A 24170-nucleotide genomic window follows, 5' to 3' on the forward strand; every position below is an offset into this window, starting at 1 on the left:
GGAGTACTGACACGTGAAAACACTGGCATCACTGACAGCAATCGCCGGATTTGTCTCCTTGGCAGCAAGCGGCGCATTGGCGCAGGACGCGCTCCCGCAAACCTTGTTCACCAATGTGCATATCTTTGACGGAATTAGTGAAGAGCGGATCGAAAACGCGAATGTTCTGGTTGAAGGCAATCTCATAAAGACAGTCTCGACCGACGGTATTGATGCGCCTGAAGCGACGGTTATCGACGGAGGTGGGCGCACGCTAATGCCGGGATTGATTGACAGTCACGTGCATCTCTACGCTACAGGGCTCGTGCAATCCTTCTCAGGTCTTCAGGCCGCCAAATGGGATCAGATTGGGGCCACAGCAGTCGAAAATGCCCGCGACTATCTCTACGATGGTTACACCACGGTGCGGGATACCGGCGGAATGGGATCAGGTCTGCGCGAACTGATCGACAAGGGGATTGTAGACGGGCCACGTATCTATGCGTCAGGTGCGGCCATCGGCCCGACATCCGGGCATGGTGACTGGCGAAACCCCGAGCAGCGAACCTTCAACATGGGGTCGGACGACGTCGCCAATACGTTCAACCTGTCATACATTGCTGATGGTGCCGAGGAAATCCGGAAGGCATCGCGGCTAAACTTCGCGCACGGGGCGAGTTTCCTGAAACTGATGGCTGGCGGCGGAGTTTCATCCGAGCTCGACCCGCTCTGGTCCGTTGCTTACAACGTTGATGAGATTGCGACAGCTGTCGAGGCTGCGTCGTTCTTTAATACCTATGTGACAGTCCACGCCTATACGGATGAAACGGTCACAATGGCTCTGGACGCAGGCGTCAAGTCGCTGGAGCATGCTCAGATGGTGAGCGAGGATACCGTCAAACGCATTGCGGATGAAGGTATCTTCTGGGCCCTGAATGTGGCTGGAATGGATCCGGCGCTGCTCGACCATCCCAATTTCTCGATGCCGACGGTGAAACCGAAACTGGAAGAATATCTGGTCGGGTCAGAAAACGTCATTGATTACATCAAGAAATACAAACCCAAGATCGTGCATAACGTCGACACCGTGTTGTCCACCATCGGATTTGGACGCGCACACCGCGATTTTGAAAAATACTACTTCGCTGAATTGCTAGGTAACCATGCTTTCCTGGTTGCAGCAACCTCGACTGGTGGCGAACTGGCACAGCTTACAGGACGGCGGAACCCTTATCCCAACAAACTGGGTGTGATCGAAGAAGGGGCCTACGCAGACATCCTGATCGTCGATGGAAACCCGCTGGAAGACCTGTCGGTTCTTGGAGCAAATCCGAAGTGGTTTGATGCACCTGAGCGTGATCGAGGGTTCGAGACTATTCGTGTCATCATGAAAGACGGGGTCTTCTACAAGAATACACTCGATTGAGTGTCGCGCGGGGTGATTTTACCTCGGCATCCCGCGCATCCCTGTCTTTACAAATGGGAATTTCTCAAAATGAGAATTCGAGCCAGACTGACACTTGTTCCAACAGTTCTCGCAGTTTTCTTGGCTTTGCCGGTTCATTCGGAAGTCGCGCGTATCGAATGGGCAGACTTGGTCGATGAAACTGCTCAGGATTACGAAGATCCTTTCGTCGAATTGACGGGCAAACAGCTTAGCGCGCTTCGCAAATTGGTCAGGTTGCGCGCGCAGCAAGAAAAAGGCAGGTCGACGCCAGAGCTGTTGGACCAGCTTCAAGTGGATATCGAGGCGACCGAAGCAACCCTTGCTGAGGAAGGCGTTGATGCGAACTGGCTGATTTCCCAACGCTGGGTTGTGATGGAAAGACGTGAGAAGGCGGGCACGGCCGCTAACCTTGACTATGATGGCGTGACCGTTTCATTGGGCGGATTTGTGATCCCGGCACCCCGCGACAAAGATGGCTCCCAAATGGCGTATATCGTGCCGGAACGTGGAATGTGTAGCCACGTGCCGCCTCCGCCTCCGAACCAGATGGTGCGTTTGCGCCTGAGTGATTCATGGTCACCATCGACAGTTTACGAGCCCATCGTTGTCACTGGTCAAATCAGGATCGAGCCGACGCAGAAGGAAATGCTGGTTGTTGATGGTCCAGTCCTCATGAAGGCTGCGTTTACTTTAGAGGTCGATAACGTTCAGACTTTTGAACCAACCCAAACTTCCAAAGAGGCTACTCCCAATAGTGCAAGTATACTGATGGGAAGAATAAAAGCGACTGGCGGGGCTATCAAAGACGAATAGTGACACGACCCAACTGACCTGAATAAGGTTCAGAAAGGGCATTCAGTTTGGTGGGCTGAATACCTGCTCGTGAAAGATTGAACGGCGAAAGCGGCGATAGGGGAGCGCATGAGGGTTTGGCTAATTAGAATAATTGGGCTTGTCGCATTACTTGCATTCGCAGCAGTCGCTTTTGTTTGGTTGTTGCTTGCGTCTCCGATGTTCTCGGACATGCGCCGCAACCTTGTGGAAAGAGTTCTTTCGGAACAGATTGCTCGGCCACTTCTAGTCAAAGATGATGTAAGCGTCGCGCTTGGACGCATTAGTCACATTTATGTCGGCGGGGTGATCATTCCGAGCCAGACAATGCCGGAGTCACCACTTGTAGAACTGAACCTACTGGAACTGGAGCTGGACATTGCCGCTTTGACCAATGGGCGTCTGCATTTTGACAATCTGGTAGTGGAAGGCCTACAGGCGAATATTCTTACGGCCGCAGACGGCACAACAAGCTGGCGAAAAGACAGGCCAACACGCAGGCCTGAGTATGAGGAAACAGTATCAACGGAAGATCAAGAAGACATCGCGAGCGCTGATAGTACCAATGAGAGTGGTACGGAAGGCGGTGGGATACTGAACTTTCTGAGCGACAAAAACGTCAGTTTCACATCAATCGGGTTAAACATTGACGACAAGGTCTCGGGCTTCTCATTTGTGTTTGACCTTCAGTCTCTCGCACTCGAACAAGTAGACATTGGACAAAGAACGAAGGTCTCTGGTTCCGGCTCCGTCAACGGTCAGGGTTTCCAAATCGAAGGCGATTACCCCCATGACGCGCCATTTACGACACGCGCCAGTTTTGGCGAAATGACCGTAAGCTACGATGGCGAGCCCTTCTCGGCAGACGAAGGGGGCGGTTATCGCGCAGTCTTGGAAATGGACACCGGTGAATTCGGTGATTTTCTAGATGTCATTGGATTGGAACGCGTTTTGGAAGGCAATGGCCAGTTGCAGGCTGAACTCGTGTCTCAGGACGCCCTGAAGATCGAGGCGTTTACAACCACGGTAAGCCTGGAGGATGGACAGAAACTCGAAGCTGAAGGTTCAATAGATGACCTCTACACCGCTCAGGGCGTCGATCTGCTATTCAACGCGCGACTTCATCCCAAAGGACAGCCGCCGCCAGCAGCAAAGAGTATCCAAGAACTGAAGTTTACCGGCTTTGAAATGCATATGGTCGGATCTCTGTCTTCCTTCGAATTCGAGAAGTTGCTGTTTCAAACCAATGCGTTCGACCAAGGGTTAGACGTAATCGGTCCAGCATCTATCGAAAGCATTCGCCGCATGCCAGACGGACGGCTCGCCATGCTGGGCATTGCGCTACAAGCCGGTCCAATTGACGAGCCTGTCCTGAAAGCCGAAGGTGAAATCCTCGATCTGCTTCAGCTTCAGAACGTGACATTCGATGGGGAGCTAAACGGGCCCGCCAAGTTGATTTTGCCCAACCTCGATGAAGACTACGTTGACCAGTTCGGCGGCATCAAAGCCGATTTCAACATATCCAACGCGGGTGGGCCGGTTTCACTCAACAGGTTTAACGCGACTACCTACGGCACCGATCTCTGGGCGCTCGATCTCGCACTATCTGTCAACGAGCTAAAAGGGCTTGCCGGTCTCGATTTCGACGTAGAATTGGATGTCGACGACAGCGCCAAGTTTCTGACCGCAGTGAATCTGCAGCCTGTCGAGATCGGGGCACTTGGTATCGATGCTGAAACCTCCAAACAGGGCGAGAACTTTGATGCCGCAATCCAGTTCGAAGCAGGTTCCTCGCACCTTCTTGCGGCTTTGGACGCAAATTTCCCCGAGGACGCTAGTGTTGTTCGGGGCAACATCACGAGCGAAAAGCTTGATCTCAACGACCTGAAGAACCTGACTGCCGTGCTGGACCAACTGAAAAGCCTGGTAGGCGAGACTACAAAGGAACCTGAAACCGAAGTTCAGCCTTTGGTTTTACCGAAGGAGACAGACGTCCAGCCCTTGGTATTGCCAAAGGAAAAAGGGAAACCTGCCGATCTTCTGGATGTGCAGCGCGTGCTGCGAGAAGCTGACGTCGAGGTACAGATCGAATTCAAAGAGATTGTAGGCCAGCAAGGCGTAACATCAGTTTCCAGCCAATTGTCTGCAAAAGAAGGGACCGTGGATTTCGGGCCCCTTCAGATGGCTTATGGTGGCGGAAACTTCAGCCTTCGGGCGGTCATGGATCTGATTGACTCTCCTGATTGGCTTTCCTTGTCAGGATCGACCTCGGGATGGGAATTCGGCGAAATCTTGGATGAGTTGGGCATTGGTATTGAAGCCTATGGGCGTTTGAGCGGTGAGTTCAACGTCTCTGGCAATACTGCCTCTGGCAAGGCCTTCATCAACTCCATGCGCGGCAACGCTTCTTTGTCGATGTCGCAGGGCTATATCAGCACCAGCCTATTGGAGCTGGCAGGGTTGGGCATATTCCCGTGGCTGTTTTCAGAGGAGTTCAGACAAGGCTACACCGACATCACTTGTGTGGTTGCCCCGGTCGATATCCAAGCCGGGCAAGTCAGCTCAAACTCAATCGTCATTGAAACGGGATCGGTTCAATTAGTGGCCAAGGGACATGTGGACTGGCTGAACGATAACATGGCGATCAGAGCAGAGCCCCGTCGCGTTGGCAAACCCCTATCCCGAAGCGCTTGGCCCTTTGATGTGACGGGCCAGCTTTCGTCGCCAAAGTTCAAGCTGGATGTGGGTGGGTCGAGAAACAAGGCCCCGGAAGGCGCTGATGCTATGCCTGCCGACAGGCAACCCTGTGTGCCAGACATCAATCAATTACAATAATTGGACACTACCTAGTTGTTCAGTGGTTCTGGCTGTTCGGCCTGACACGCCAGAACCGCCTCAATGGCTTTTGCAGATCCGCTGAGATCGAGTTCAACCTCAGCCCCGCTTTCGCCAATAATCGTGACGCTTTGGCGTTTTCCAAACTCGGTTACAAATGCCGGGTTGTCGAAAAAGGCGTAGCCACCTGGAACGCCATTCTTGAAGACTCCAACTGCTTCGCCTTCAAACTTCGCATCACCGAAGTCGAACTGTACGACCCCGGTCGCCCCGTCCTCGATTTGAACCCAGGCCGGATTAAAGGCTGCAAAAAAGCCACCAGCCTGATTGGGTGCCGCGCCGATTTCAACGGTCATTTCATTTTCAAAGGGTTTCCAAGCAAGACAGCCATTGCCCTTTTCGGGATCAATCAGGATTGTCCAGTCCCCGGATTCACCCCACCGTTCCATACCAGCGGCATGAAGAACGCTTGCAAAACACAAAGCCATTGTTGTCAGAACATACCTGTACATTTGGGACCTCAGAACTGTTTTGAAGTTTAGCCCATCCTATCGATCAAGGAAGATCAATCAAACGATACAGAAAGAGCTTCATCAGGACCCAAGTTGCCGGAGCGCAATCGTGAAGTCTGTTTCCTTCTCATAGCCGCATATGCTGCTATTGGAAGGAATGCCCGCTTTGAGCAGTCTGCTGCACTTTGAAAAGTCTGCTTTCTGCGCATCACAGATCTCGCGCCCTGAGCTCCACTGGCAACTTTGGGCTCAAAGCAGTCGTTTGCTAAAACCGGCGTGAGTGTCAGTTACAAGTATTTAACCAACGTTCTGTCGCATGACACGTTGCGCTATCCGCGCTTGGTATCCGGCTTTGTGTGGTATGTATTGTGGTATCTTTTATCAAGAACTGAATAAATTATATACTTAACATGAGCTTGTAGGTTTAATTATGCTGACTTCGTCTCCGCCATCCAACTTTCTTTATCTTTCTGTCCGGGGAGACTCAGCCCGAAGATGGCTGGACCCAGATATCCTGTTTTGCATTGGATTCTGCGATTTCTCGAAAGATCGGAAAGCGGCGGCGGGACTTGGTGTCCAGCGCGATCGAAGCCGTTTCTATCCCGAGTATTCCCAATCTCTTCAGAACAGGGCAAAAAGCCTGTCGGACTCTTCAGAACAGGGCAAAAAGCCTGTCGGAATGACCGGTCACGATCCAGTAACGGCGTCGTGCGAATCGTTGTCTTCGTCGATCGGGAGAGCAACATGCCGCAACATATCATTCCGTCTGAACCTTGGCAGGACCTGGAAAAGCCCAATCGTGGATTGAACCGGGATCAGTGTCATTCGAACACGCCGATTGGTGCCCGAGACAGGGCGGCCGATGAACATAACGGCGAAGCAGACCTGTTTGCCGGGACTTGGCCCACGAGCTTTTCCAAGGGCTTGCGGCATGACGAAAATGGCATTGTCGACGCGCAGGTTTATACCGAATTTCTGGAAGAAGTGGCTGACCCTACCTGCACCGACAATCAAGGAAACAGGCTGACGCTGTTTGACACGCCAGCCTATTCCGGGCCCTTCCGCACCGCGCCATCAGAGGGTGGTGAATTTAGATGGCGTGCGTGGGAAGGGCCAATCCTGGGTCACCGGTTGGGGTTCAATGGATTGGACGCCGGCGGTTTGGGTATCGCGCCGGCGCCCAGGCTTGGGTCAGATGAATTGGCGGCAGAAATGGCCGAACTCTATGCGATGGCCTGTCTGCGAGATGTGTCCTTCGAAACCATTCGGGATGGTGCCGAGGGAACCGACAAGGTGCTTGGCGCCCTTGGCCGGTTGGAGTGGTTCCGCAAAGACGGTTTCCCAAAGGATGCCAGCGGCGCCGAGATCGGGAAAGTACCGGCGGCGCGCCGGGTCCGAGATGGCGAAGGTCTGTCTTCGCGAACTTTGTTCCGCGGCTCGAGCCAAGGCTGTTCGGACGGGCCTTACGTGTCGCAGTTCCTTTTGCAGGGGTACGACTCCCTGACCTCAGACGCGGCGCATGTGCAAGGGCGGTGGTTGGCAAATACAACTGCGCCTAGGGCAATGCCGTTTGGTTCGTTTCGGGTTGACCAAAGAGTTGCACCACAGGCCGTTGGCGTGGACTATTTGCGGGACTGGGCCGAGTGGCTGGACGTTCAGAACGGGGCGGACGCGACCGGCGAACAAGCCTTTGAGGCCTGTGGCCCGAAGTTTATTGAAACACCTCGCGACCTTGCTACCTACGTGCATTTCGACTCGATCTATCAGGCTTTTTCCAATGCCTGCCTGTTGATGTTGGGCCGAGGTATTCAAGCAGATGACGGTCTGCCCGAAGTCTGGAATTCCCGTGCGGAGGATGGCGGGGTCGATTGGGGCGGATCTCACGCGCTGTCGATGCTGGCAGAAACCGCGACCAGGGCAATGCGGGCCGTGCGACGCCAGACCTTTCAGGTGCACAACCGCGCCCGCCCTGAAAAGCTGGGCAGCGTTGCAACCTTGGTGGCGAATGGTCATGGCGCGGTGCTTGGGGCAGCGGAACCGTTTGCCACAGCCCATCTTGAGAAATTGGAAAGCGCCGCCTGCGAAGATTTCAGTCTTGTGGAAGCCATATCCGCCGCGCCGGCCACTAAGCGGTTCGCCCACAACGCGGTTTCTCATAAGGGGCTGCCACAAATCGATCGCAACCTGCTGTTGCCTGTTGCTTATCCCGAGGGCTCGCCAATGCAGCCGTCCTACGGGGCGGCGCATGGCGCAGTTGCCGGGGCGTGCGCGACGCTGCTCAAGGCGTTCTTCAGAACACATGCGCTGGACGGGTCCCGGGTAACTTTGGCAGAGGCGGGTATGGAGCGCGTCTTTGTTCCGGCTCCGGGTGGCAGGACACTGGTTGAGTCCGTGCGGCCAGAGGACAGCGCAGCGAAGCTTACGCTGAATGGCGAGCTGAACAAGTTGGCTGCGAATATCGCGATCGGGCGCAATTTTGCAGGGGTACATTTCTACAGCGACTATTTCGACAGTATCCGAATGGGTGAACGCGTTGCAGTGGGCATTCTGGCCGAACAGATGGCGAATTTCCGGGGGGCCGCGAAAATGTCGCTTGAAACATTTGATGGAGATCGCCTCAACATCGTTGGCGGTCGTTCTTGCGGTAGCGAAATCCACATTGTGAACAGTACGCCCGAATTGTGGTGGACCCGTCATTTGCCTGAACAGGCGGGGTGGGCAGGATGAATGTATCAGACCCCATGACAGGTCGGTCTACATGATGCTTCCTTGTGCGTCACCGGTGGCGATCGCCCCGTCGGAATTGAAAACCTACGGGCATCGACCTCTGACTTTCCATTCTAGTGTCTCTGAAGCCCAACGGTGTTCTTTGATGTCTGTATTCCGATCGCCGGGACTTGCTGATCAAGGCGTGAACGAAGCCACCCGGTCAGCGTGGAATTCAAGCATTCAGAACATATTCGACGTGCAGGGCGTCAGCCCGTTTCTGGTTATGGATCCGCGTGACATCGAGGCGGGCCAACCTTCGAATGGGTTCAGATGGCGCGCCGATCCCCGGGAACCGCGGGACTGTCTGGGCGATGAGCTGGCGGCGCGCGTGTGTGACCAAGGCTGGTCCGGCAGGGTTGAGCTGCACAATGAATATCTTGAATACACGTTGGTAATGCGACCCGATGCCGGTGGCAGGCTGCGCCCGAAGCGATTTGTGGCCACTACCGAGTTTGTGGAGTGGTGGCAGTTCATGGCGGTGTTCGATCTCGATCACTTCCTGTCGGTGGTCGCATCGGTGACCGGGCGCTTCTACTCCTGCAAGGATCTGTTTGAAGTCTCACGGTCGGTATGGATGTCGATGGATGTGTCCGAGCGCGCGGCCCGCTTTCACAAAAGGCTGGTGGGTAGGGATCACGCGCATCCGCCGGAACATCCGTTGAATATCCAGCATGCCCTGTTTCTGGCCAAGGGCACGAACCGATTGACCGGTCTGATCCAGACCATACATTTTTCTTCCTTCCCGTATCTCGTGAAGGACGGCGAGAGCAACCGGCGCGCCCGGCTTGAAGAAGTTCTTGATTTCGCGAACCGGCGGGATCTGTACTGCGGGCATGCAGGGATGCGCCTGGTGAGCGATACGCTTGAACTGGCCGCGGGGAACTGTGGCAAGTCACCTTCGGGTCGGGCGATGGCATTCTCTGATCCGCTTGGGCTGTATATTCAGGCATTCCATGCATCCCAACTGATTGTGGGTGCGGGCAGGGTGCCTCGGGGCTGGGTCCGGTTCAGGCGCGGTGCGCCGGGAATGCACATGCGCCTTGAATTCGGGCCTGCCGACGACGATCCCCGGTTTCTGGATGATATCACGCTGGGAACAGGCCCTTCGGCGCTCCCTGTCTCGGGCTATGCTCTGGCCAGCTTGATCGAGGTCGGACCGATGATCACAGTTGCCGCCAGGCCGCGCGTGATCACCCGTGTCGAATTTGTTGAAATTCCGCATGCTGATCCGGGGCGGGTTGTCCGCAGCCTGCCCGAGACCGAACGTTGCAGGCAGCTTTTGGAATTCGCGGACCGTTGCAAGGCAGAGACCAACGGCGACACGACAGGCTTTCGCAGACACGGATCCTGACCGGTGCTCAAACTGCTACGGCTTTGACCACCGGCAGGGGAATTTCAGGTGCGGTCATGTCAAAAACCGCAACCGGACGACCGAGGGCGCGACTTGCCGCTGTCAATACCGTCGTCAGCGATGGGTTCGGGCTGTCCCACGCCTGCACGTCGAACAACCGCGTCGGAGCAACAGGCCGGTCATTCTGCGCGCCGCGATAAAGCCGGAACAGACGGGCCTGTTCGGCATCCATGCCGTGATCCGTTACACCGTTGTGTTCAAGCATCACCATGTTGCGCCAGGACACCACCGCCTCGGATGCTGCGTGCCAGACGCCCTGCGCCAGATTTGCGGAAAGCGCCGATCCATAGGTCGGCCTGCCGCCATCCGCATCTGCGCAGACCGCGCGCAGCAGAAGGCCGGTGCCCGGAACTTCGAGGATGTGAAGGCTCAGCTGCCGCAGTTGGACGTGCAGCCACTGCGTCAAATCATGGGGCAGGACCGTGTCCGGCGCCAGGTGGTCAAACCCCTGCGATCCAAGAGCGTGTTCCAAACACTCCAGCGCCGCCCACAGCGCGGCGGCTTCATGTGTCGGGCCAGCCGCGGCACCTTTCGAAGTGACCTTTCCGTCACTGCCCGGAACACCCAGTGCAAGCGCGTCGTTTGGCATCACATGGGATGCGCCATCCGACGCAATCAGGCTTTCGCGGGTTTGTGGTGCTTCGGCACTGTATTGCAAGGCATAGCGCTCAATCGCCTCGAACCCGGCCAGCCGCGCCGCCTCTTCCGGTGTGCGGCCGGTGCCGAAAGACACGCGATGGCCCATCCCGCCCTTGGGGGGCAGAGCTCCGTCGCGCAGCTCGATCAAACGAAAAGCCGCGTGGATCGGCGCATCTTTGGGGAATTCGGCAAACGAGGGTTTGGAAATTAGCCGAGCAGTTTCAGCGCGTTCTATCAACGTGTCGGTCATTTTCATTTCCGGATAAGCATATAACGGGGTATACAAGTGGGCATTGTTGTTTGAGAAGGAGATTTTACATGGCTCGTTTGGCAATCAACCCGAATTATTCGTTGAAAGACTTGGGGTGCGAAGTTCTGAATGCCGCGCGCGGCCGTGCGCTGGGGTCGCAAGATGATCAGGACGCGGCGGAACGCAAAATTCAAGAAATCCTTGCGGACAGTGGTAATCCAGAGGTCAGGTTTGTCTATGACACCAAGGATCTGGTTCATATCGTTGTTCCGGACCTGAGTGACAAAAAGCCGGATCCGAACCCCGATCACGAGTCATGGTGCTGCAAACTGGCCTATGAAGCGATGGGCGGTATCGTCATATTTGGATGCAGCGGTTAACGACAACCCCCGAACGTTTTTGAGGGCCGTTAGTGACTGAGGCAAAAACCAAGGTTTTCTTGACCGGACCGTTTCAGATTATCCGTGACGACGGTCAGGATTTGACGCCTCGGGGCACCAAAGCGAAAGCTCTTCTTGCTTTGGTGCTTCTGTCGAAAAACGCGATACGCAGCAGGGCTTGGTTGCAGGACAAGCTCTGGAGCGAGAGTTCGCCCGCACAAGGCGCGGCGTCGCTGCGCAAAGAGCTGAGTGTTCTCAGCAAGCACTTTTCCAAGCACAAACTTGATATTCTTGAAATCACCCGTGAAACGGTGTCGATCAATCTGGCAGCAGTCGAGGTTGATCTGTTTGACGAGCAGCTCAGTCCCGATCGGGCTGAATTGCTGGAAGGGTTGGACGTTGCCGACCCCGAGTTCGAGGCATGGCTGACGGTTGAACGGCAGGCCTATTGGGACATCGATACAGACTCAGACGGACCGGTTCTGTCGGGCCGCGGTTTGCCGGTGCATTGGGGGCGTTTGCGTCCAGCGGTAGTGGTTGAGCCTTTTGAAGTTGTCGGGGAAACGCCGGATATCAGCATTGCTGCCTCCTCCATACGAGACGAACTCATGTTTCTTCTGGGCACAATGTCCGACGTGATCGAACTGCGTGACGCGCGCAGGCAGGAAGGCCCGGTTGAAGGTTATGTTCTCAGCGGCAGCGTGGTTGGCGCGGAAGGCCTGCGGGTGGCCGCTCAATTGACGTCAACCGCGGATCAGGTGTGCCTTTGGACACAGCGGTTCCGCTTTCGTGCGAAGGAAACATTCGACGCGGTCGAAGAAATCGCCATGAAGGTCGTCGAGGCGCTCCAACTGCGATTGCGTGACGGGTATTGGTCAGAAATCTGGTCCGGTCGTGCCACTTCGACCGAGGCCTGGTCTGCATTCCAGAAAGCGCGCATATTGGAAAGCCAGGCAACGGAAGACGGGTTGCAGGATGCCATCCGTCAATACCGCGCCTGTCTCGAGTTTGACCCCGGATACCTGCCGGCACGTGTGGCGATCGGTTTCTGTCATTTGGACATGATCCGCCTGGGCATGGATGCAAACCCGGCCGAGACGCTGGCAATGGTAGAGGCCGAATGCAAACAGTTGCGCAATCTGAACCCGACTGACCCGTATTGCTCGGCCCTCCATGCCTTTACCCATAGTGTTGCAGGCAACACGTCAGAGGCTTGCAGCTTGATGCTTGCCGTCGTGGAACGTTTCAGCGGAAGCCCGGAATTGTTGGGTTATTACGGCATCCTGTTGGTGTATGATGACCGGGCCGAAGAAGGCGTTTCGGTCTGCAAGAAAGCGTTGGCGTTGACGCCGCATCCGCCCATTTGGATAGAAGCAAATCTGGCAATCGCAATGATGATGACCGGGGACAAGGCCGCGTGGCAGCATGCCCATAACGTGTTGCGGGTTGACCCCGGACGCGTTCGTCCCAGGGTCGTGCTGTGCATGCTGTCCGCCGCTGCCGGGAACCATTCCCTGGCGCGTCGACATGCCCGGCAGATTCTGGAATTGCAGCCGGGCTTTACGGCCGAACGCTGGGCCTGGCCCGGCTGTTTCAAGAACAGGCAACACTACGAAAAAGGCGTGCGGCTGTTGTCGGCGGCCGGTTTGTGACGGGTCGTCAGGTTTCTTCCAGCACCTTGCGGGCCACGCGAAAACACTCCAACGCCTGAGGAACACCGCAATAAATCCCGACCACGTGGATGATGGCGCGGATTTCATCCTTTGAAACCCCGTTGTTGATCGCGCCCCGGCAGTGGATTTCCCATTCATGCATCTTGCCCAGCGCACCGATCATCGACAGGTTCATCATCGACCGGGTCTTGGCGTCGATCACGTCGTCGCCCCACCCAAACCCCCAGCACCAGGCCGTCATGGCTTCTTGAAACGGGCGGGTGAAGTCGTCGGCGGCAGCAAGGTTTTTTTCCACATACTCTGCGCCCAGCGTGTTCTTCCTTTGCTCGAGCCCTTTCAGAAACAGGTCTTCGTCGAAAATGTCGGCCATTGCGGGTCTCCGGTGTGTCAGTGTGTCAGGCGGTGTCTGTAAAGGTGATCGTAATGCGGTTTCATCCTGCGGTGCACCAGTTTCACACGGTCTGGCGCGTCCGCGATGTCGATATGCGTGCGGGGCTGCGGGGCAAGCCCGGTCGATTTCGCCAGGTTGCCATGGAACGACCCGCCGTCCCACCAACTGAGGGCGGACGGATCACCGCCCGGTTCCCATGTCAGCGCCTCTTGGATGAATGGGATTCCCACCGCGTCACAAAACGCCCGGGTCATGCCGTGTGGGTCTTCCAGCAGGTCATCGCTGTCAATGACCGGCGGCGGAGTTCCGTTCAACGCCGTCAACAGATCGAACAGCGCGCGCTGTTCGGGAAAGCCAACCTCGCCTTCGGCAAAGTCCGGCCATTGCTTGTACATCGAAGTGATGGTCTTGGCCGGGTCCCGGATCAGGAAGGCGTGGGTGAAATGCGACAGAAACTCGGCATCCCACATGTGGTTGATGTAATGCGGAAAATCCTTGAGAAAGACCGGCCCCCGTTTCGCCCGCTGCTGAATGTCCAGCCACACGCTGTCCAGTGTCAGGCCCGGTGTTGTCACATCACCCGGTTGGAACCGATGCCAAAGCGGGTCTTCACCCTGATACCACGCCTCGCCAAAGGGCTCGTGCAGGCAGTCGAGATCACCGCGTTGCCGCATCATCCACTCGAATGCGGTTGACGTGGATCTGGGCACGGCCCAGAGCGCGAGGATTTTGTGCATGGTCATGGCCTCTCGAATAACTCAAGACGTTTCAGCAATTGCCCGTGCGGTTTGTCGGGTGCGATACCGAGGGATTTGAAGATGCGCCAGTAAAGCGCGATGTCGTGGCCGATCACCGGTTTGCCCAGCGCGTCTTCTAGCGTATCGGCCAGATGCAGCGGGCGCTGGGGCAAGCCTCCGGGTCCGGTGCGGAAATTGCACATGCCATTGATCAGGATCGCTTCGGCCCGAGGTGCCTTGTCGGCCACATATTCAAAGCTTTTCAGCGCCAGATCGCCGTCAAAGACCCAGCGACAGGAATTGACTTCTTCCTGACTGTCGAACCAGCCCTGATCGTGGAAATTCCCGGCCCAGACCACATCAAACCCGGCTTCTTTCAAGAAACCGACCGTGCCCTGCCACCATTCCGGCCAATGATAGGCGGCGTTCAGGGCAACCTTTTCGACATTCAGGTCACGCAATGCCTCGACCATGGCATATCCCGCCATGTGAAAGCGGGTGCCATATTTGTCTGACAGGGTTTCGCAGTGTTGCCGAACGCCTTCCACGCCCAGCCCGCAGGCATGGACCCAGTTCGAACCGACCTGACCGCAGACATCCACACCGTTGCGGGACATGCAGTGCACGAAGTCTTCGAGCATGCCAAAGTTCTGTTTCCGCTGATCCAACCCGTGCACATAATCTGGCACATGCAGCATCCACCCGTGAACGCCCACCGTTTCGGGGCACATGCGCAGGAAATCCGAGGGCGCGGCGTCAAAGTCGAACGGCGGGCAGGTGAACCCGACCTGATGGCGGAACAGTTTGTGTTCCGGGCGCCAGACTTCAGGCATCAGCATCAGCGTGCAACCTCGGCCACTAATCCACAGCCTCGCGCATCCATTGCTGAAGCCGCGCGATGGAATGTTCCGACATCACCCCGCAGCCCGGATCCAGAACAAGCGGTCCGGGGCGATAGCCCCGCGACTTGAGCCCGCGATGAACGGATTCCACGAGGCGGATGTCTTCCTCGACCGTCGTTTCGCGGTCCTGGACCGCCAGTTGCCGGATAACCGCACTGTCCGAGCCGCTCTCGGTGTACCAGCCGCGCCAGACGGTGCAGTGATCGGCATCAACCGCGCGCCAGTGATAGGTGTTCAGCACGTTGCCGGGATAACACTGGAACGAGAACATCGGCCACAGGAACCACGATTGGTAATCGCCCGCGTGCGGTACCGACAGGTCGATGGGGTAGGTCATCTTGTCGAGGCTCTGGCATTCCGTCGTGTGACGCAGGACATAGCCGCCGCCCGCGTCCGGCTGGATGTCATAGGTCTCGGGTTTGACCACACCTTCGGCAAAGGTCGGGTGGTTGGTCGGGCAATGGTAGCACTCCGAGTAGTTCTCGATGCTGACCTTCCAGTTGCAGTTTTCGGGGATCTCGACCCATTCCAGCGGCTCCAGATCGTCGATATGGGGAACGAATGCGCGGATTTCCTCGCGCACGCCGGGGTACCATTCATCCATTGGCGCGGCGTCGTCATCGAGGTTGACGAAAATGAAACCGTTGAACACTTCGGTTCGGACCGAGGTCAGGCAAATGGCGCTGCGGTCGAACCCGGGGACGGATTTGATGTTGGGTCCGGCGCGCAATTGACCGGACAGCTCATAAGTCCAGGCGTGGTAGGGGCAGACGACGACACGCGTGTTGCCCGCGCCGGTGACCATTTCATGCGCGCGGTGCTGGCAGACGTTATAGAAGGTGCGGATTTCGCCGTCGCGGCCGCGAATGCAGAACAGGTTCTGGCCGGCGATCTCAAACGCAAAGTAATCCCCCGTTTCCCGGACCTGCGCGACATGGCCCGCAAACTGCCACGTTCGGGCCAGAAGCCCCTGCATTTCCTGCTCGAAAATAGCAGGATCGATATAGTATCGCGCGTCCAGTGAGTGGGTCAGCGGTGCGTTCATTCGGGCTCCTCCGCGTAGAGGCCAAGTTGGTGTCTGCGTTGGTGAAACCGTTCCACCCGCTCGACGATCTCATCGCTGGACACGGCGATCACGAAGGATAGCAGAGTTTCCAGCAAGGCAATCGTCGAAACGGATGACGGAAAGAATTGCGGCGTGTCGGCGGCGACCACAAAACCGTGATGGGCGTTCAGGATCACCGGGCTGGCCGGGCTGTCGGAAACACCGATGACGGTCAGGCCCTGTTGACGAGCCAGCTTGATCGCCTCGATGACTTCGGTGCGATAGGGGTGGCAGGTGATCGCGATCAGCACGTCCTGTTCATCGGCCCAGGCCAGATCATCCACCGGGGTCGAGCCGGGGCGTGGAATCGCGTGGAACTGCTTCATCCCGGTTGACGCAAGATAAGTGAAATTGCGCGCGTTCGAGTTGTTGACGCCGACGCCCAGCGTGAAGATCTGGCGGCAGTTCCAGATATCCTCGGCAGCGGCCTTCAGAGTTGCGGCATCGATCCCGGCAAAGGTTTCTTCGATATTGCGGATCGCCGCACCCACCATATCGGCATAAAGCCCCCCCAGTTCCCCTGACTTGCCAATGTCCTGCAACCAGCGCGCGCGGTCTGGAAACGACACGTTGCCTCGTCGAATCGCTTCGCGGAAGGGGGCCCGGAAATCTTCATACCCTTCGAAGCCCACCTGCCGGGCCATACGCACGAAAGTATTGGGTTTGACCTTGGCCGCCTCGGCAATCTCGCGCACGGTTGAAACCCCAACATCCGTTGGGTTTTCCAGCACGTACCGAGCGGCTTTCTGCGCCTCGGGGGTAAGGGCGTCCCACTCCTGGCTCAGGCGGTCCAGAACGATTGATGATACATTTGTGTCATTCATGATTGACGATGGTACATTTGTGGAATTAGCCTGTCGAGCAGAAACGCGACTCGGGAAGAGGAAAAATCATGTCCGAGAAGAATCTGCCGTCACATGCCCGCGTGGTCATCGTCGGAGGCGGCGTGATGGGGGTCGGTCTGGCCTATCATCTGGCGCATGAAGGGTGGGGCGCTGACACCGTCCTGCTGGAAAAGGCCGAGCTGACCAGCGGCAGCACCTGGCATGCAGCAGGGCAGATCACGCACTCGACCTCAAGCTTTGGGCTGGGCAAATGTGTGGATTACAATATCGGATTGTATTCCGGTCAGTTGGAGGCTGAAACCGGCCAGCCGGTGACATGGCATGGCTGCGGTTCGTTCCGTCTGGCCTATACCGAGGATGAGATGGACTGGCTGCGCCACACCTTGTCGGTTGGTCGGTCGCTGGGTTTCAATATCGAGCTTGTCGGTCCCGAAAAGGTGGCTGAACTGCATCCGTTCTACAATCTCGAAGGCGTTCTGGGCGCGCTGCATACGCCGGATGACGGGCATGTGGACCCGACCAATGTGACCATGGCCATGGCCGCTGGAGCACGGCAAAAAGGCGTTCGCATCTTTCGCAGCTGCCGCGCCACCAACATCACGCAGGCTGAGAATGGCGAATGGGTGGTTGAGACCGAGCAAGGCACCATCATCTGCGAGCATGTGGTGAATGCAGGCGGCACCTATGCAAGGCAAATGGGTGAGTGGTCGGGGCTGCAACTGCCGATGACCTCGATGACGCACCATTATTTCGTGACCGAACCGGTTCCAGAATTCCAGAACCTGGACACCGAACTGCCGGTGATCCGTGATGACCACAAAGTCTCGGGCTATATCCGGATGGAGCAGCAGCGCGGTCTGATCGGGATCTACGAAAAAGAGAACCCGAACTCGGTCTGGCATGATCACTGCCCGTGGGAATACGAAAACTGGCTGTTCGACGCGGATTACGACCGGGTGATGCCGTGGCTTGAGGAAAGCCTGAACCGGATGCCGATCTTTGCCGAGTTGGGCATTCAGCGCGACGTGCACGGGGCGATTTCGCACCCGCCGGATGGCAACCCTCTGATCGGACCAGCGCCGGGGGTGAGGAACTATTGGTGCTGCTGCGGGACCCAGATCGGCATCGGCTGGGGGCCGGGTCTGACCCGCGAACTGGCGCGGTGGATGGTGCATGGCGCGGCTGATATCTCGATGCGCGAATTCGACCCGCGCCGGTTCGGCAGCTATGCGACCAAGGATTGGCAGGTGATCAAGGCCGAGGAAGATTACTGCCTGCGCCATGAAATCCCCTTTCCACATTTCAACCGTCTGGCCGGGCGACCGATCAAGCCGTCGCCGCTGCATGAGTTGTTGAAATCCAAGGGCGCGGTGCATGAAGAAGTGTATGGTTTCGAACGCCCCCGCTGGTTTGCGCGCGATGGGGTGGAACAGCGCGACCATTATTCCTTCCGCCACACACCTGCCGACGACATGGTCGCGGTCGAGGTCAAAGCGGTGCGCGAAAGCGTCGGCATCATGGACGTCACCGCCTTCACCAAGGTCGAGGTTTCGGGGCGGGGGGCTTATGCCCTGCTTGACCGGCTGACTGCAAACCGGATGCCGCAGAAGGTCGGCTCGATCACGCTGACCCATATGCTGAACCGTCGTGGCCGTATCGAATTGGAGACCACGATTGTCCGCATGGCGCGCGACCGCTTTTATCTGGTTTGTGCGGCCTTCTTCGAACAGCGCCTGCTGGATCATCTGGCGCAGCAACGCACGGATGAGGATGTGCAGGTAACTGCCCTGTCCGCCGACTGGTCGGCCCTGTCGCTGAACGGTCCCCGATCGCGGGATGTGCTGGCGCGCTGTACCGATGCCGATCTGACCAATGCCGGGTTCCGCTGGCTTTCCGCGCAGGAAGTCACCATCGCCGGTCACAAGGTCTGGGCCTTCCGCATGTCCTATGCCGGGGAACTGGGCTGGGAACTGCATATGCCCAACGCCGCCTGCCTCGACGTCTACAACGCGCTTTGGGCGGCAGGAGAGGCGTATGGCATCACCGACTACGGCAGCTTCGCCATGAACGTGATGCGAATGGAGAAGGGTTTCAAAGGCGCGGGCGAGTTGACCAACGAGGTTACTCTGGCCGAGGCCGACGTGCTGCGTTTTGCGCGCACCGACAAGGATTATCTGGGCAAGGACAAGACGCTCAACACCGACCTGCCCTGGATCTGTGCCTATCTTTCAATTGAACCGGATGGAGAGATTGATGGGCATGGCGGAGAGGCGGTGCTGCTGGACGGGCGCGTCGTCGGGTCCACGGCGTCGGTCGCTTATGGCCACACCGTCGGCAAGATTCTGGCCTTTGCATACCTCAAGCCCGAAGCGGCCAAGGCCGGGACACAGCTGGAGGTCGTGATCCATGGCCAACCCCGTGCCGCCCGTGTCCTGGACAAACCTGCTTACGATCCCGACAGTTTGCTGCCCCGCAGTGACGCCATACTGGAGACCGCTTGATGAGCCTGCCCGATACGATGAGAGCCATCGTCACAATGGGCCATGGTGGTCTGGAACAGATGGTGATGCAGGAAGACTGGCCGCGCCCCGAACCCGCGGCCGGTGAAGTTCTGATCAGGGTCGCAGCCTGCGGCCTGAACAATACCGACGTCAATACGCGGTCCGGCTGGTATTCCAAGACCGTCACGGATGCGACCACCGGCGGCGCATTCGAGGAAGTCGGTGAAGAAGACCCGACATGGGGCGGCAACCCGATCACCTTCCCGCGCATTCAGGGCGCAGATGTCTGCGGCCGTATCGTTGCCGTTGGCGAGGGCGTGGACAGCGCCCGTATCGGCGAGCGTGTCATCACGGATGGCTGGTTGCGAGATCCGGCTGATCCCGGCAACATGAACAAGACAGGGTATTTTGGTTCGGAACGCGATGGCGGGTTCGCTGAATACACCACGACTCTGGCGGTCAATGCGGTGCCGATCACTTCGGAACTGTCGGATGCCGAACTGGCCACGTTCTCCTGTTCTTACTCCACCGCCGAAGGGATGCTGTCCCGTGCCAACGTTACGGAAAAAGACACCGTTCTTGTACCCGGTGCCTCTGGCGGGGTGGGTGGTGCTTTGGTTCAATTGGCCAAACGCCGTGGCGCGCGTGTGATTGCGATGGCATCCGAATCCAAACACGCTGACGTCGCCGGTCTTGGCCCTGATGTGATATTGCCCCGCACACCTGAAGATCTGCGGTCGGCGCTGGGCGACGAGAAGATCACCGTGGTCGCCGATGTGGTAGGTGGCCCCTACTGGCCGAACCTGATCGACGTACTGGAGCGCGGCGGGCGCTACACCTGTTCGGGGGCCATTGCAGGTCCGATGGTCGAACTTGACCTGCGGACGTTCTATCTGCGCGATCTGACCTTCACCGGTTCGACCGTGATCGGACCCGAGGTCATGAAGAACCTCGTGGCATATATTGAAGCCGGTGAAATCAAGCCGGCTCTGGCCGCGACCTATCCTTTGGAGGAGTTGCGGGAAGCGCAAGCGGCGTTCATCGCCAAACAGCATACCGGCAATATCGTGGTGGTGCCATGACGCTGGATGATGTTCTCGAGGCGGCCCGCCAATTGCATCAGGCGCATCCTGACCTTGCCGCGTTTGCATCATGGCCGGACGATCTGACACCGACGGGTTTGCAGCCTGCTCACATTCCGGCGACCAATCTGGTGGGCGATTTTGGCCTTGATGGCGTGGCGCCAACCCGTGATCTGGTCGCGGCGATCAAGGCCAGCGCGCATCTGGCGCAATGGAAACACACATATACCGAAGAGGAAGTCGGTGCGGATTTCCTGAATCGGTACGGGTATTACGAACTGTTCGGACCGACCGGGCATTTCCACTCGACCCAATTGCGCGGCTACGTGGGATATTGGGGCGCGGGTCTGGACTATGACTGGCACAGCCATCAGGCGGAAGAGCTGTATCTGACCCTTGCGGGCGGAGCGGTTTTTCGCAGCAACGAGGATGAAACCTTCGTCGGCCCGAACCAGACACGACAGCACAAAAGCTGGCAAAGCCACGCCATGATAACGACGGACCAACCGATCCTGACCTTTGTCCTGTGGCGAGGCGAAGGGATGGGCGACCTGCCCAGAATGGACGCAGCATGAAAATCACCCGCATCCGAATTTACCAGACCGGGCTTCCCTATGTCGGCGGTACCTATGCCTGGGGTGCGGGAAACGCAATTGAAACGGCCATCGCATCGGTGGTGGTAATCGACACTGACGCGGGTTTGCAGGGCTGCGGTGAGTTCACGCCCTGTGGCGAAAACTACATGGTGGCCCATTCCGAAGGTGTGACTGCGCTGGCGCGTCTTGTCGCCGGCAAACTGCTGGGCGAGGATCCGCGTCAGGTGGGGCGGATCGAGCACCTGATGGACCATCTGGTACAGGGGCATGGCTATGCCAAGGCTCCGTTCGATGCGGCATGCTGGGATATCCTGGGTCAGGCGTGTGATCAGCCGGTCTGGATGCTGTTGGGCGGCAAGTTGACGGATGGCGCGCCAATGTACCGGGTCGCTCCGCAGAAAGCGGTCGAGGAAACCGTGGCCGAGATGGACCGGTACCGGGAACAGGGTTATCGGCAGTTTCAGATCAAAGTGGGCAGCGACTGGGCCAATGACATTGACCGGATACGCACCACTGTACCGTTGCTGAAACCCGGCGAGAAAGCCATGGCCGATGCCAATCAGGGCTGGCGCGTGGACGATGCGATCCGCGTTGCACGCGAGACCCGGGATCTGGATTTCATTCTCGAACAACCTTGCCGCACGTATGAGGAATGCCAGCAAGTGCGCCGGATTGCCGAGCAGCCACTGAAGCTGGATGAATGCGTGACCGGGATCCATATGGCGCAGCGTATCGTCGCAGACCGGGGGGCAGAGATTTGTTGTCTCAAGATCTCGAACCTTGGCGGAATCAGCAAAGCCCGGCGGGTACGGGATTACCTGATCGACAACCGCATCCCTGTGGTCAGCGAAGACACCTGGGGAGGAGAGATCACGTCTTCGGTTGTCGCCCATTTTGCGGCGTCGACCCCGCCTGAATACCTGCAGAACACCACGGATCTGATGAACTACAACACGCGATCTACGGGCGTCGGCGGTCCTGTCGTTAAAGACGGAAAGCTTTATGCAAACAATACGCCGGGATTGGGTGTAACCCCCGATTTTGAAAGCCTCGGCGCACCCGTGGCGGAGTATGGTCTATGAAGATTGAAACCATTACCGTTTTTCAGGTCGATTTGCCGCTCGAGCATCCCTATTGGCTTTCCGGGGGACGCCTGAAGTTCGAAACGCTTGATGCGACGCTGGTCAAGCTCGAAACCGATACCGGTCTGGTCGGCTGGGGCGAGGGCACGCCCTGGGGGCACACCTATGTACCCGCGCACGGGCCGGGCATCCGGGCCGGGATCGAAACGATGGCCCCCTTCATCCTGGGCCTTGATCCGCGTCGCGTGCTGGACGTGGAACGGGCCATGGATCTAGCCTTGCCCGGACATCTCTATGCTAAAAGCCCCATAGACATGGCCTGCTGGGATATTGCCGGTCAGGCGGCGGGCTTGCCGATTGCCGATCTGATGGGCGGCGGATCGCGGACACCGCGCCCGATTGCGTCCTCGGTCGGGGCAAAAACCGTCGAGGAAACACGCGAGGTCATGGAGCGGTATCGCAAGCGCGGCTATGTCGCGCATTCGGTGAAGATCGGCGGTGATGTCGAGCGGGACATTGCCCGTGTGCGGGATGTGGAAAGCATCCGGCAGCCCGGAGAGATTGTTCTGTATGATGTCAACCGTGGCTGGACGCGGCAGCAGGCCTTGCGGGTGATGAGCACCTGCGAAGACCTGAACGTGATGTTCGAGCAACCCTGCGAAACACTGGATGATATCGCGGCGATCTCGGGGCTTCATGCGTCCCCTGTGTCTGTGGACGAGTCCCTTGTGACCTTGCAGGATGCCGTCCGGATTGCCCACGATGGTCTGGCCCAGATATTCGGGATCAAGCTGAATCGCGTGGGCGGTTTGACCAAGGCCGCGCGGATGCGCGATATCGCGCTGGCCCATGGAATAGACATGTTCGTGATGGCCACCGGTGGAACGGTTCTGGCCGATACCGAAGCGCTGCATCTGGCCGCCACGATCCCGGATGACCATTGCCACGCGGTTTGGGCCTGTCAGGACATGATCACGGTTGATGTTGCAGGTGGTCGAGGGCCCCGCAACGTCGATGGCCATCTGCATCTGCCCGAAGCGCCGGGGCTGGGCGTGCATCCGGACGAAGCCGCATTGGGTGATCCAGTAGGAGAATATGCTTGAGAATTGACAAGATAACACTCTGGTCCGTCGATCTGACCAGCCATGAAACCTATCACATGGCTGGCGGCAAGACCTGCGCGACCGTGACGTCTCATATCCTGCGCCTTGAGACGGATACAGGTCTGACAGGTTGGGGCGAGGTCTGCCCGATCCCGCATTATCTGCCCGCCTATGCAAGTGGAGTACCGGGGGCCATCGCTGAAATGGGTCCCGAGATTCTCGGGACTTCACCAATTGGGGTCGACGCACCGATGCGAAAGCTGGACGGGTTTCTGCAAGGCCACAGCTACGCGAAATCGATCGTCGACATTGCGCTGTGGGATCTGTTCGGTCGCGCGGCGGGGGTGCCGGTTTACGCGTTGCTGGGCGGGCGGACACGGGCGGATATGCCGCTTTATCATTCGATCACATGTATCGCGCCGGACGAAATGGCGCGCATCGCCAAGGCAGCCTTCCAGACGGGCATTCGGCAATTCCAGGTCAAGCTGGGTGTCGAGGGTGATTGGCAAGCCGATGCCGAGCGGCTGATCAAAGTGCGCGAAGCCGTCGGAACCGGACCGCTCGTGTATGGCGACTGGAACTGCGGCGCATCGCGCCTTCAGGCAACGCGAACCGGGCGCGCGGTGGCGCATCTGGATGTGATGCTGGAACAGCCCTGTAAAACACTGGAAGACTGCGCCGCTGTTCGTCAGTCGACGGGTTTGCCTATGAAGATCGACGAAAACGCCTTTGATCTTGCATCGCTGATGCGGGCGCATGAGTTGGGATGCATGGACGCGGTGGCGCTGAAATTGTCGAAGTTCGGCGGTCTTTCGGCAATGCGCCGCGCACGCGATCTGACCGTGCAGCTGGGTGCCGAGATTTGTGCAGAATGCACCTGGGGATCGGATATCGTAACGGCGGCTTCGCTGCATTTTGCGGCTTCGACCCCGCATGGATCGCTGATGAACACTTGCGACTTGTCCTCTTACGTTGCCCCGCGCCTGTGTCCTGACGCACCAAACCGTGAAAACGGCCGGATTGCACCGCCCGAAGGCCCGGGTTTAGGTGTGACACCTGACCTCGAAATTCTTGGCGCCCCGATTTTGGAGATTGATTGA

20 protein-coding genes are annotated in these 24170 nt (G+C 57.8%); 13 read left to right on the top strand and 7 right to left on the bottom strand.

From position 1 onward, the window contains the following. The first annotated feature begins 13 nt into the window (after positions 1-13). The 3 genes from ACR0C6_RS12480 (at position 14) to ACR0C6_RS12490 (ending at position 5092) form a co-directional block, all read left to right on the top strand. Complete coding sequence (locus ACR0C6_RS12480) at positions 14-1405, top strand: metal-dependent hydrolase family protein (protein ID WP_480619564.1); 1392 nt, start codon at positions 14-16, stop codon at positions 1403-1405. Positions 1406-1525: 120 nt separating this feature from the next. Next, positions 1526-2239, top strand: coding sequence for a DUF3299 domain-containing protein (locus tag ACR0C6_RS12485; RefSeq protein WP_480619566.1), 714 nt, complete (start codon positions 1526-1528; stop codon positions 2237-2239). A 210-nt stretch (positions 2240-2449) separates the two neighbouring features. After that, positions 2450-5092 (top strand): AsmA family protein, encoded by a 2643-nt coding sequence (locus ACR0C6_RS12490; RefSeq protein WP_480619568.1) that lies wholly within the window; start codon positions 2450-2452, stop codon positions 5090-5092. A gap of 11 nt (positions 5093-5103) precedes the next feature. Here the strand turns inward: ACR0C6_RS12490 and ACR0C6_RS12495 are convergent, their stop codons facing one another. Then, a complete protein-coding gene (locus ACR0C6_RS12495) occupies positions 5104-5541 on the bottom strand; it encodes a hypothetical protein (RefSeq protein ID WP_480619569.1) in 438 nt (145 codons plus the stop codon). An 807-nt stretch (positions 5542-6348) separates the two neighbouring features. Between ACR0C6_RS12495 and ACR0C6_RS12500 the strand changes: the two genes are divergently transcribed. Together ACR0C6_RS12500 and ACR0C6_RS12505 are read left to right on the top strand one after the other, a co-directional pair. After that, on the top strand, positions 6349-8331 hold the full coding sequence (locus ACR0C6_RS12500) for a phosphatase PAP2 family protein (RefSeq protein ID WP_480446867.1): 1983 nt from the start codon (positions 6349-6351) through the stop codon (positions 8329-8331). 145 nt (positions 8332-8476) lie between these two features. Then, positions 8477-9724: a hypothetical protein gene (locus ACR0C6_RS12505; RefSeq protein ID WP_480446866.1), complete on the top strand. Its 1248-nt coding sequence runs from the start codon at positions 8477-8479 to the stop codon at positions 9722-9724. Positions 9725-9731: 7 nt separating this feature from the next. Here the strand turns inward: ACR0C6_RS12505 and ACR0C6_RS12510 are convergent, their stop codons facing one another. After that, positions 9732-10673, bottom strand: a complete 942-nt coding sequence (locus ACR0C6_RS12510; protein ID WP_480619571.1) for a YcaO-like family protein — start codon at positions 10671-10673, stop codon at positions 9732-9734. A 68-nt stretch (positions 10674-10741) separates the two neighbouring features. Here ACR0C6_RS12510 and ACR0C6_RS12515 point away from each other — a divergent pair, with 68 nt between their 5' ends. Together ACR0C6_RS12515 and ACR0C6_RS12520 are read left to right on the top strand one after the other, a co-directional pair. Beyond that, positions 10742-11053 carry a hypothetical protein gene (locus ACR0C6_RS12515; protein WP_152456717.1) on the top strand — a complete coding sequence of 104 codons (312 nt, stop codon included), beginning with the start codon at positions 10742-10744 and terminating at the stop codon, positions 11051-11053. A gap of 59 nt (positions 11054-11112) precedes the next feature. Continuing rightward, positions 11113-12705 (top strand): hypothetical protein, encoded by a 1593-nt coding sequence (locus ACR0C6_RS12520; RefSeq protein WP_480619573.1) that lies wholly within the window; start codon positions 11113-11115, stop codon positions 12703-12705. Between the two features lie 7 nt (positions 12706-12712). Here ACR0C6_RS12520 and ACR0C6_RS12525 read toward each other — a convergent pair whose 3' ends face one another. From ACR0C6_RS12525 to ACR0C6_RS12545, 5 genes are read right to left on the bottom strand one after another with little or no spacing between them, the layout of a single operon-like run. Then, the gene (locus tag ACR0C6_RS12525; protein WP_171119799.1) at positions 12713-13096 is read right to left on the bottom strand and encodes a carboxymuconolactone decarboxylase family protein; all 384 of its coding nucleotides are present in this window, start codon (positions 13094-13096) and stop codon (positions 12713-12715) included. Positions 13097-13113: 17 nt separating this feature from the next. Then, entirely contained in the window at positions 13114-13854 is a 741-nt protein-coding gene (locus ACR0C6_RS12530; RefSeq protein ID WP_480619575.1) for a sulfotransferase-like domain-containing protein, read from the bottom strand. Positions 13855-13856: 2 nt separating this feature from the next. Then, positions 13857-14693, bottom strand: a complete 837-nt coding sequence (locus ACR0C6_RS12535; protein WP_480619577.1) for an aspartate racemase/maleate isomerase family protein — start codon at positions 14691-14693, stop codon at positions 13857-13859. Between the two features lie 19 nt (positions 14694-14712). Beyond that, the gene (locus ACR0C6_RS12540; RefSeq protein WP_480619579.1) at positions 14713-15801 is read right to left on the bottom strand and encodes an aromatic ring-hydroxylating oxygenase subunit alpha; all 1089 of its coding nucleotides are present in this window, start codon (positions 15799-15801) and stop codon (positions 14713-14715) included. Then, a complete protein-coding gene (locus ACR0C6_RS12545) occupies positions 15798-16685 on the bottom strand; it encodes a MurR/RpiR family transcriptional regulator (protein ID WP_480619581.1) in 888 nt (295 codons plus the stop codon). The genes ACR0C6_RS12540 and ACR0C6_RS12545 overlap by 4 nt, the downstream gene beginning before the upstream one ends. 68 nt (positions 16686-16753) lie before the next feature. Here ACR0C6_RS12545 and ACR0C6_RS12550 point away from each other — a divergent pair, with 68 nt between their 5' ends. The 6 genes from ACR0C6_RS12550 to ACR0C6_RS12575 are packed head-to-tail and all read left to right on the top strand — an operon-like array spanning position 16754 to position 24170. Continuing rightward, positions 16754-19207: an FAD-dependent oxidoreductase gene (locus tag ACR0C6_RS12550; protein ID WP_480619582.1), complete on the top strand. Its 2454-nt coding sequence runs from the start codon at positions 16754-16756 to the stop codon at positions 19205-19207. Next, on the top strand, positions 19207-20289 hold the full coding sequence (locus ACR0C6_RS12555) for an alcohol dehydrogenase family protein (RefSeq protein ID WP_480619584.1): 1083 nt from the start codon (positions 19207-19209) through the stop codon (positions 20287-20289). Before ACR0C6_RS12550 ends, ACR0C6_RS12555 begins: the two co-directional genes overlap by 1 nt. After that, positions 20286-20864, top strand: a complete 579-nt coding sequence (locus ACR0C6_RS12560) for a dimethylsulfonioproprionate lyase family protein (protein ID WP_480619586.1) — start codon at positions 20286-20288, stop codon at positions 20862-20864. The genes ACR0C6_RS12555 and ACR0C6_RS12560 overlap by 4 nt, the downstream gene beginning before the upstream one ends. Further along, positions 20861-21967, top strand: coding sequence for a mandelate racemase/muconate lactonizing enzyme family protein (locus tag ACR0C6_RS12565; RefSeq protein WP_480619588.1), 1107 nt, complete (start codon positions 20861-20863; stop codon positions 21965-21967). Before ACR0C6_RS12560 ends, ACR0C6_RS12565 begins: the two co-directional genes overlap by 4 nt. Beyond that, positions 21964-23070, top strand: a complete 1107-nt coding sequence (locus ACR0C6_RS12570) for a mandelate racemase/muconate lactonizing enzyme family protein (protein ID WP_171206117.1) — start codon at positions 21964-21966, stop codon at positions 23068-23070. Before ACR0C6_RS12565 ends, ACR0C6_RS12570 begins: the two co-directional genes overlap by 4 nt. Continuing rightward, positions 23067-24170 carry a mandelate racemase/muconate lactonizing enzyme family protein gene (locus tag ACR0C6_RS12575; protein ID WP_480619590.1) on the top strand — a complete coding sequence of 368 codons (1104 nt, stop codon included), beginning with the start codon at positions 23067-23069 and terminating at the stop codon, positions 24168-24170. The genes ACR0C6_RS12570 and ACR0C6_RS12575 overlap by 4 nt, the downstream gene beginning before the upstream one ends.

It is taken from the genome of Ruegeria sp. AL12 (genome assembly GCF_056540885.1).

What these genes read in the sequence shown, in the direction of transcription:
- ACR0C6_RS12540 (WP_480619579.1), bottom strand. Translation starts at nt 15,801, where the DNA reads ATGAACGCACCGCTGACCCACTCACTGGACGCGCGATACTATATCGAT.
- ACR0C6_RS12545 (WP_480619581.1), bottom strand. Translation starts at nt 16,685, where the DNA reads ATGAATGACACAAATGTATCATCAATCGTTCTGGACCGCCTGAGCCAG.
- ACR0C6_RS12525 (WP_171119799.1), bottom strand. Translation starts at nt 13,096, where the DNA reads ATGGCCGACATTTTCGACGAAGACCTGTTTCTGAAAGGGCTCGAGCAA.
- ACR0C6_RS12490 (WP_480619568.1), top strand. Translation starts at nt 2,450, where the DNA reads ATGCGCCGCAACCTTGTGGAAAGAGTTCTTTCGGAACAGATTGCTCGG.
- ACR0C6_RS12505 (WP_480446866.1), top strand. Translation starts at nt 8,477, where the DNA reads ATGTCTGTATTCCGATCGCCGGGACTTGCTGATCAAGGCGTGAACGAA.
- ACR0C6_RS12565 (WP_480619588.1), top strand. Translation starts at nt 20,861, where the DNA reads ATGAAAATCACCCGCATCCGAATTTACCAGACCGGGCTTCCCTATGTC.
- ACR0C6_RS12560 (WP_480619586.1), top strand. Translation starts at nt 20,286, where the DNA reads ATGACGCTGGATGATGTTCTCGAGGCGGCCCGCCAATTGCATCAGGCG.
- ACR0C6_RS12515 (WP_152456717.1), top strand. Translation starts at nt 10,742, where the DNA reads ATGGCTCGTTTGGCAATCAACCCGAATTATTCGTTGAAAGACTTGGGG.
- ACR0C6_RS12570 (WP_171206117.1), top strand. Translation starts at nt 21,964, where the DNA reads ATGAAGATTGAAACCATTACCGTTTTTCAGGTCGATTTGCCGCTCGAG.
- ACR0C6_RS12535 (WP_480619577.1), bottom strand. Translation starts at nt 14,693, where the DNA reads ATGCTGATGCCTGAAGTCTGGCGCCCGGAACACAAACTGTTCCGCCAT.
- ACR0C6_RS12510 (WP_480619571.1), bottom strand. Translation starts at nt 10,673, where the DNA reads ATGACCGACACGTTGATAGAACGCGCTGAAACTGCTCGGCTAATTTCC.
- ACR0C6_RS12550 (WP_480619582.1), top strand. Translation starts at nt 16,754, where the DNA reads ATGTCCGAGAAGAATCTGCCGTCACATGCCCGCGTGGTCATCGTCGGA.
- ACR0C6_RS12530 (WP_480619575.1), bottom strand. Translation starts at nt 13,854, where the DNA reads ATGCACAAAATCCTCGCGCTCTGGGCCGTGCCCAGATCCACGTCAACC.
- ACR0C6_RS12500 (WP_480446867.1), top strand. Translation starts at nt 6,349, where the DNA reads ATGCCGCAACATATCATTCCGTCTGAACCTTGGCAGGACCTGGAAAAG.
- ACR0C6_RS12555 (WP_480619584.1), top strand. Translation starts at nt 19,207, where the DNA reads ATGAGCCTGCCCGATACGATGAGAGCCATCGTCACAATGGGCCATGGT.
- ACR0C6_RS12495 (WP_480619569.1), bottom strand. Translation starts at nt 5,541, where the DNA reads ATGGAACGGTGGGGTGAATCCGGGGACTGGACAATCCTGATTGATCCC.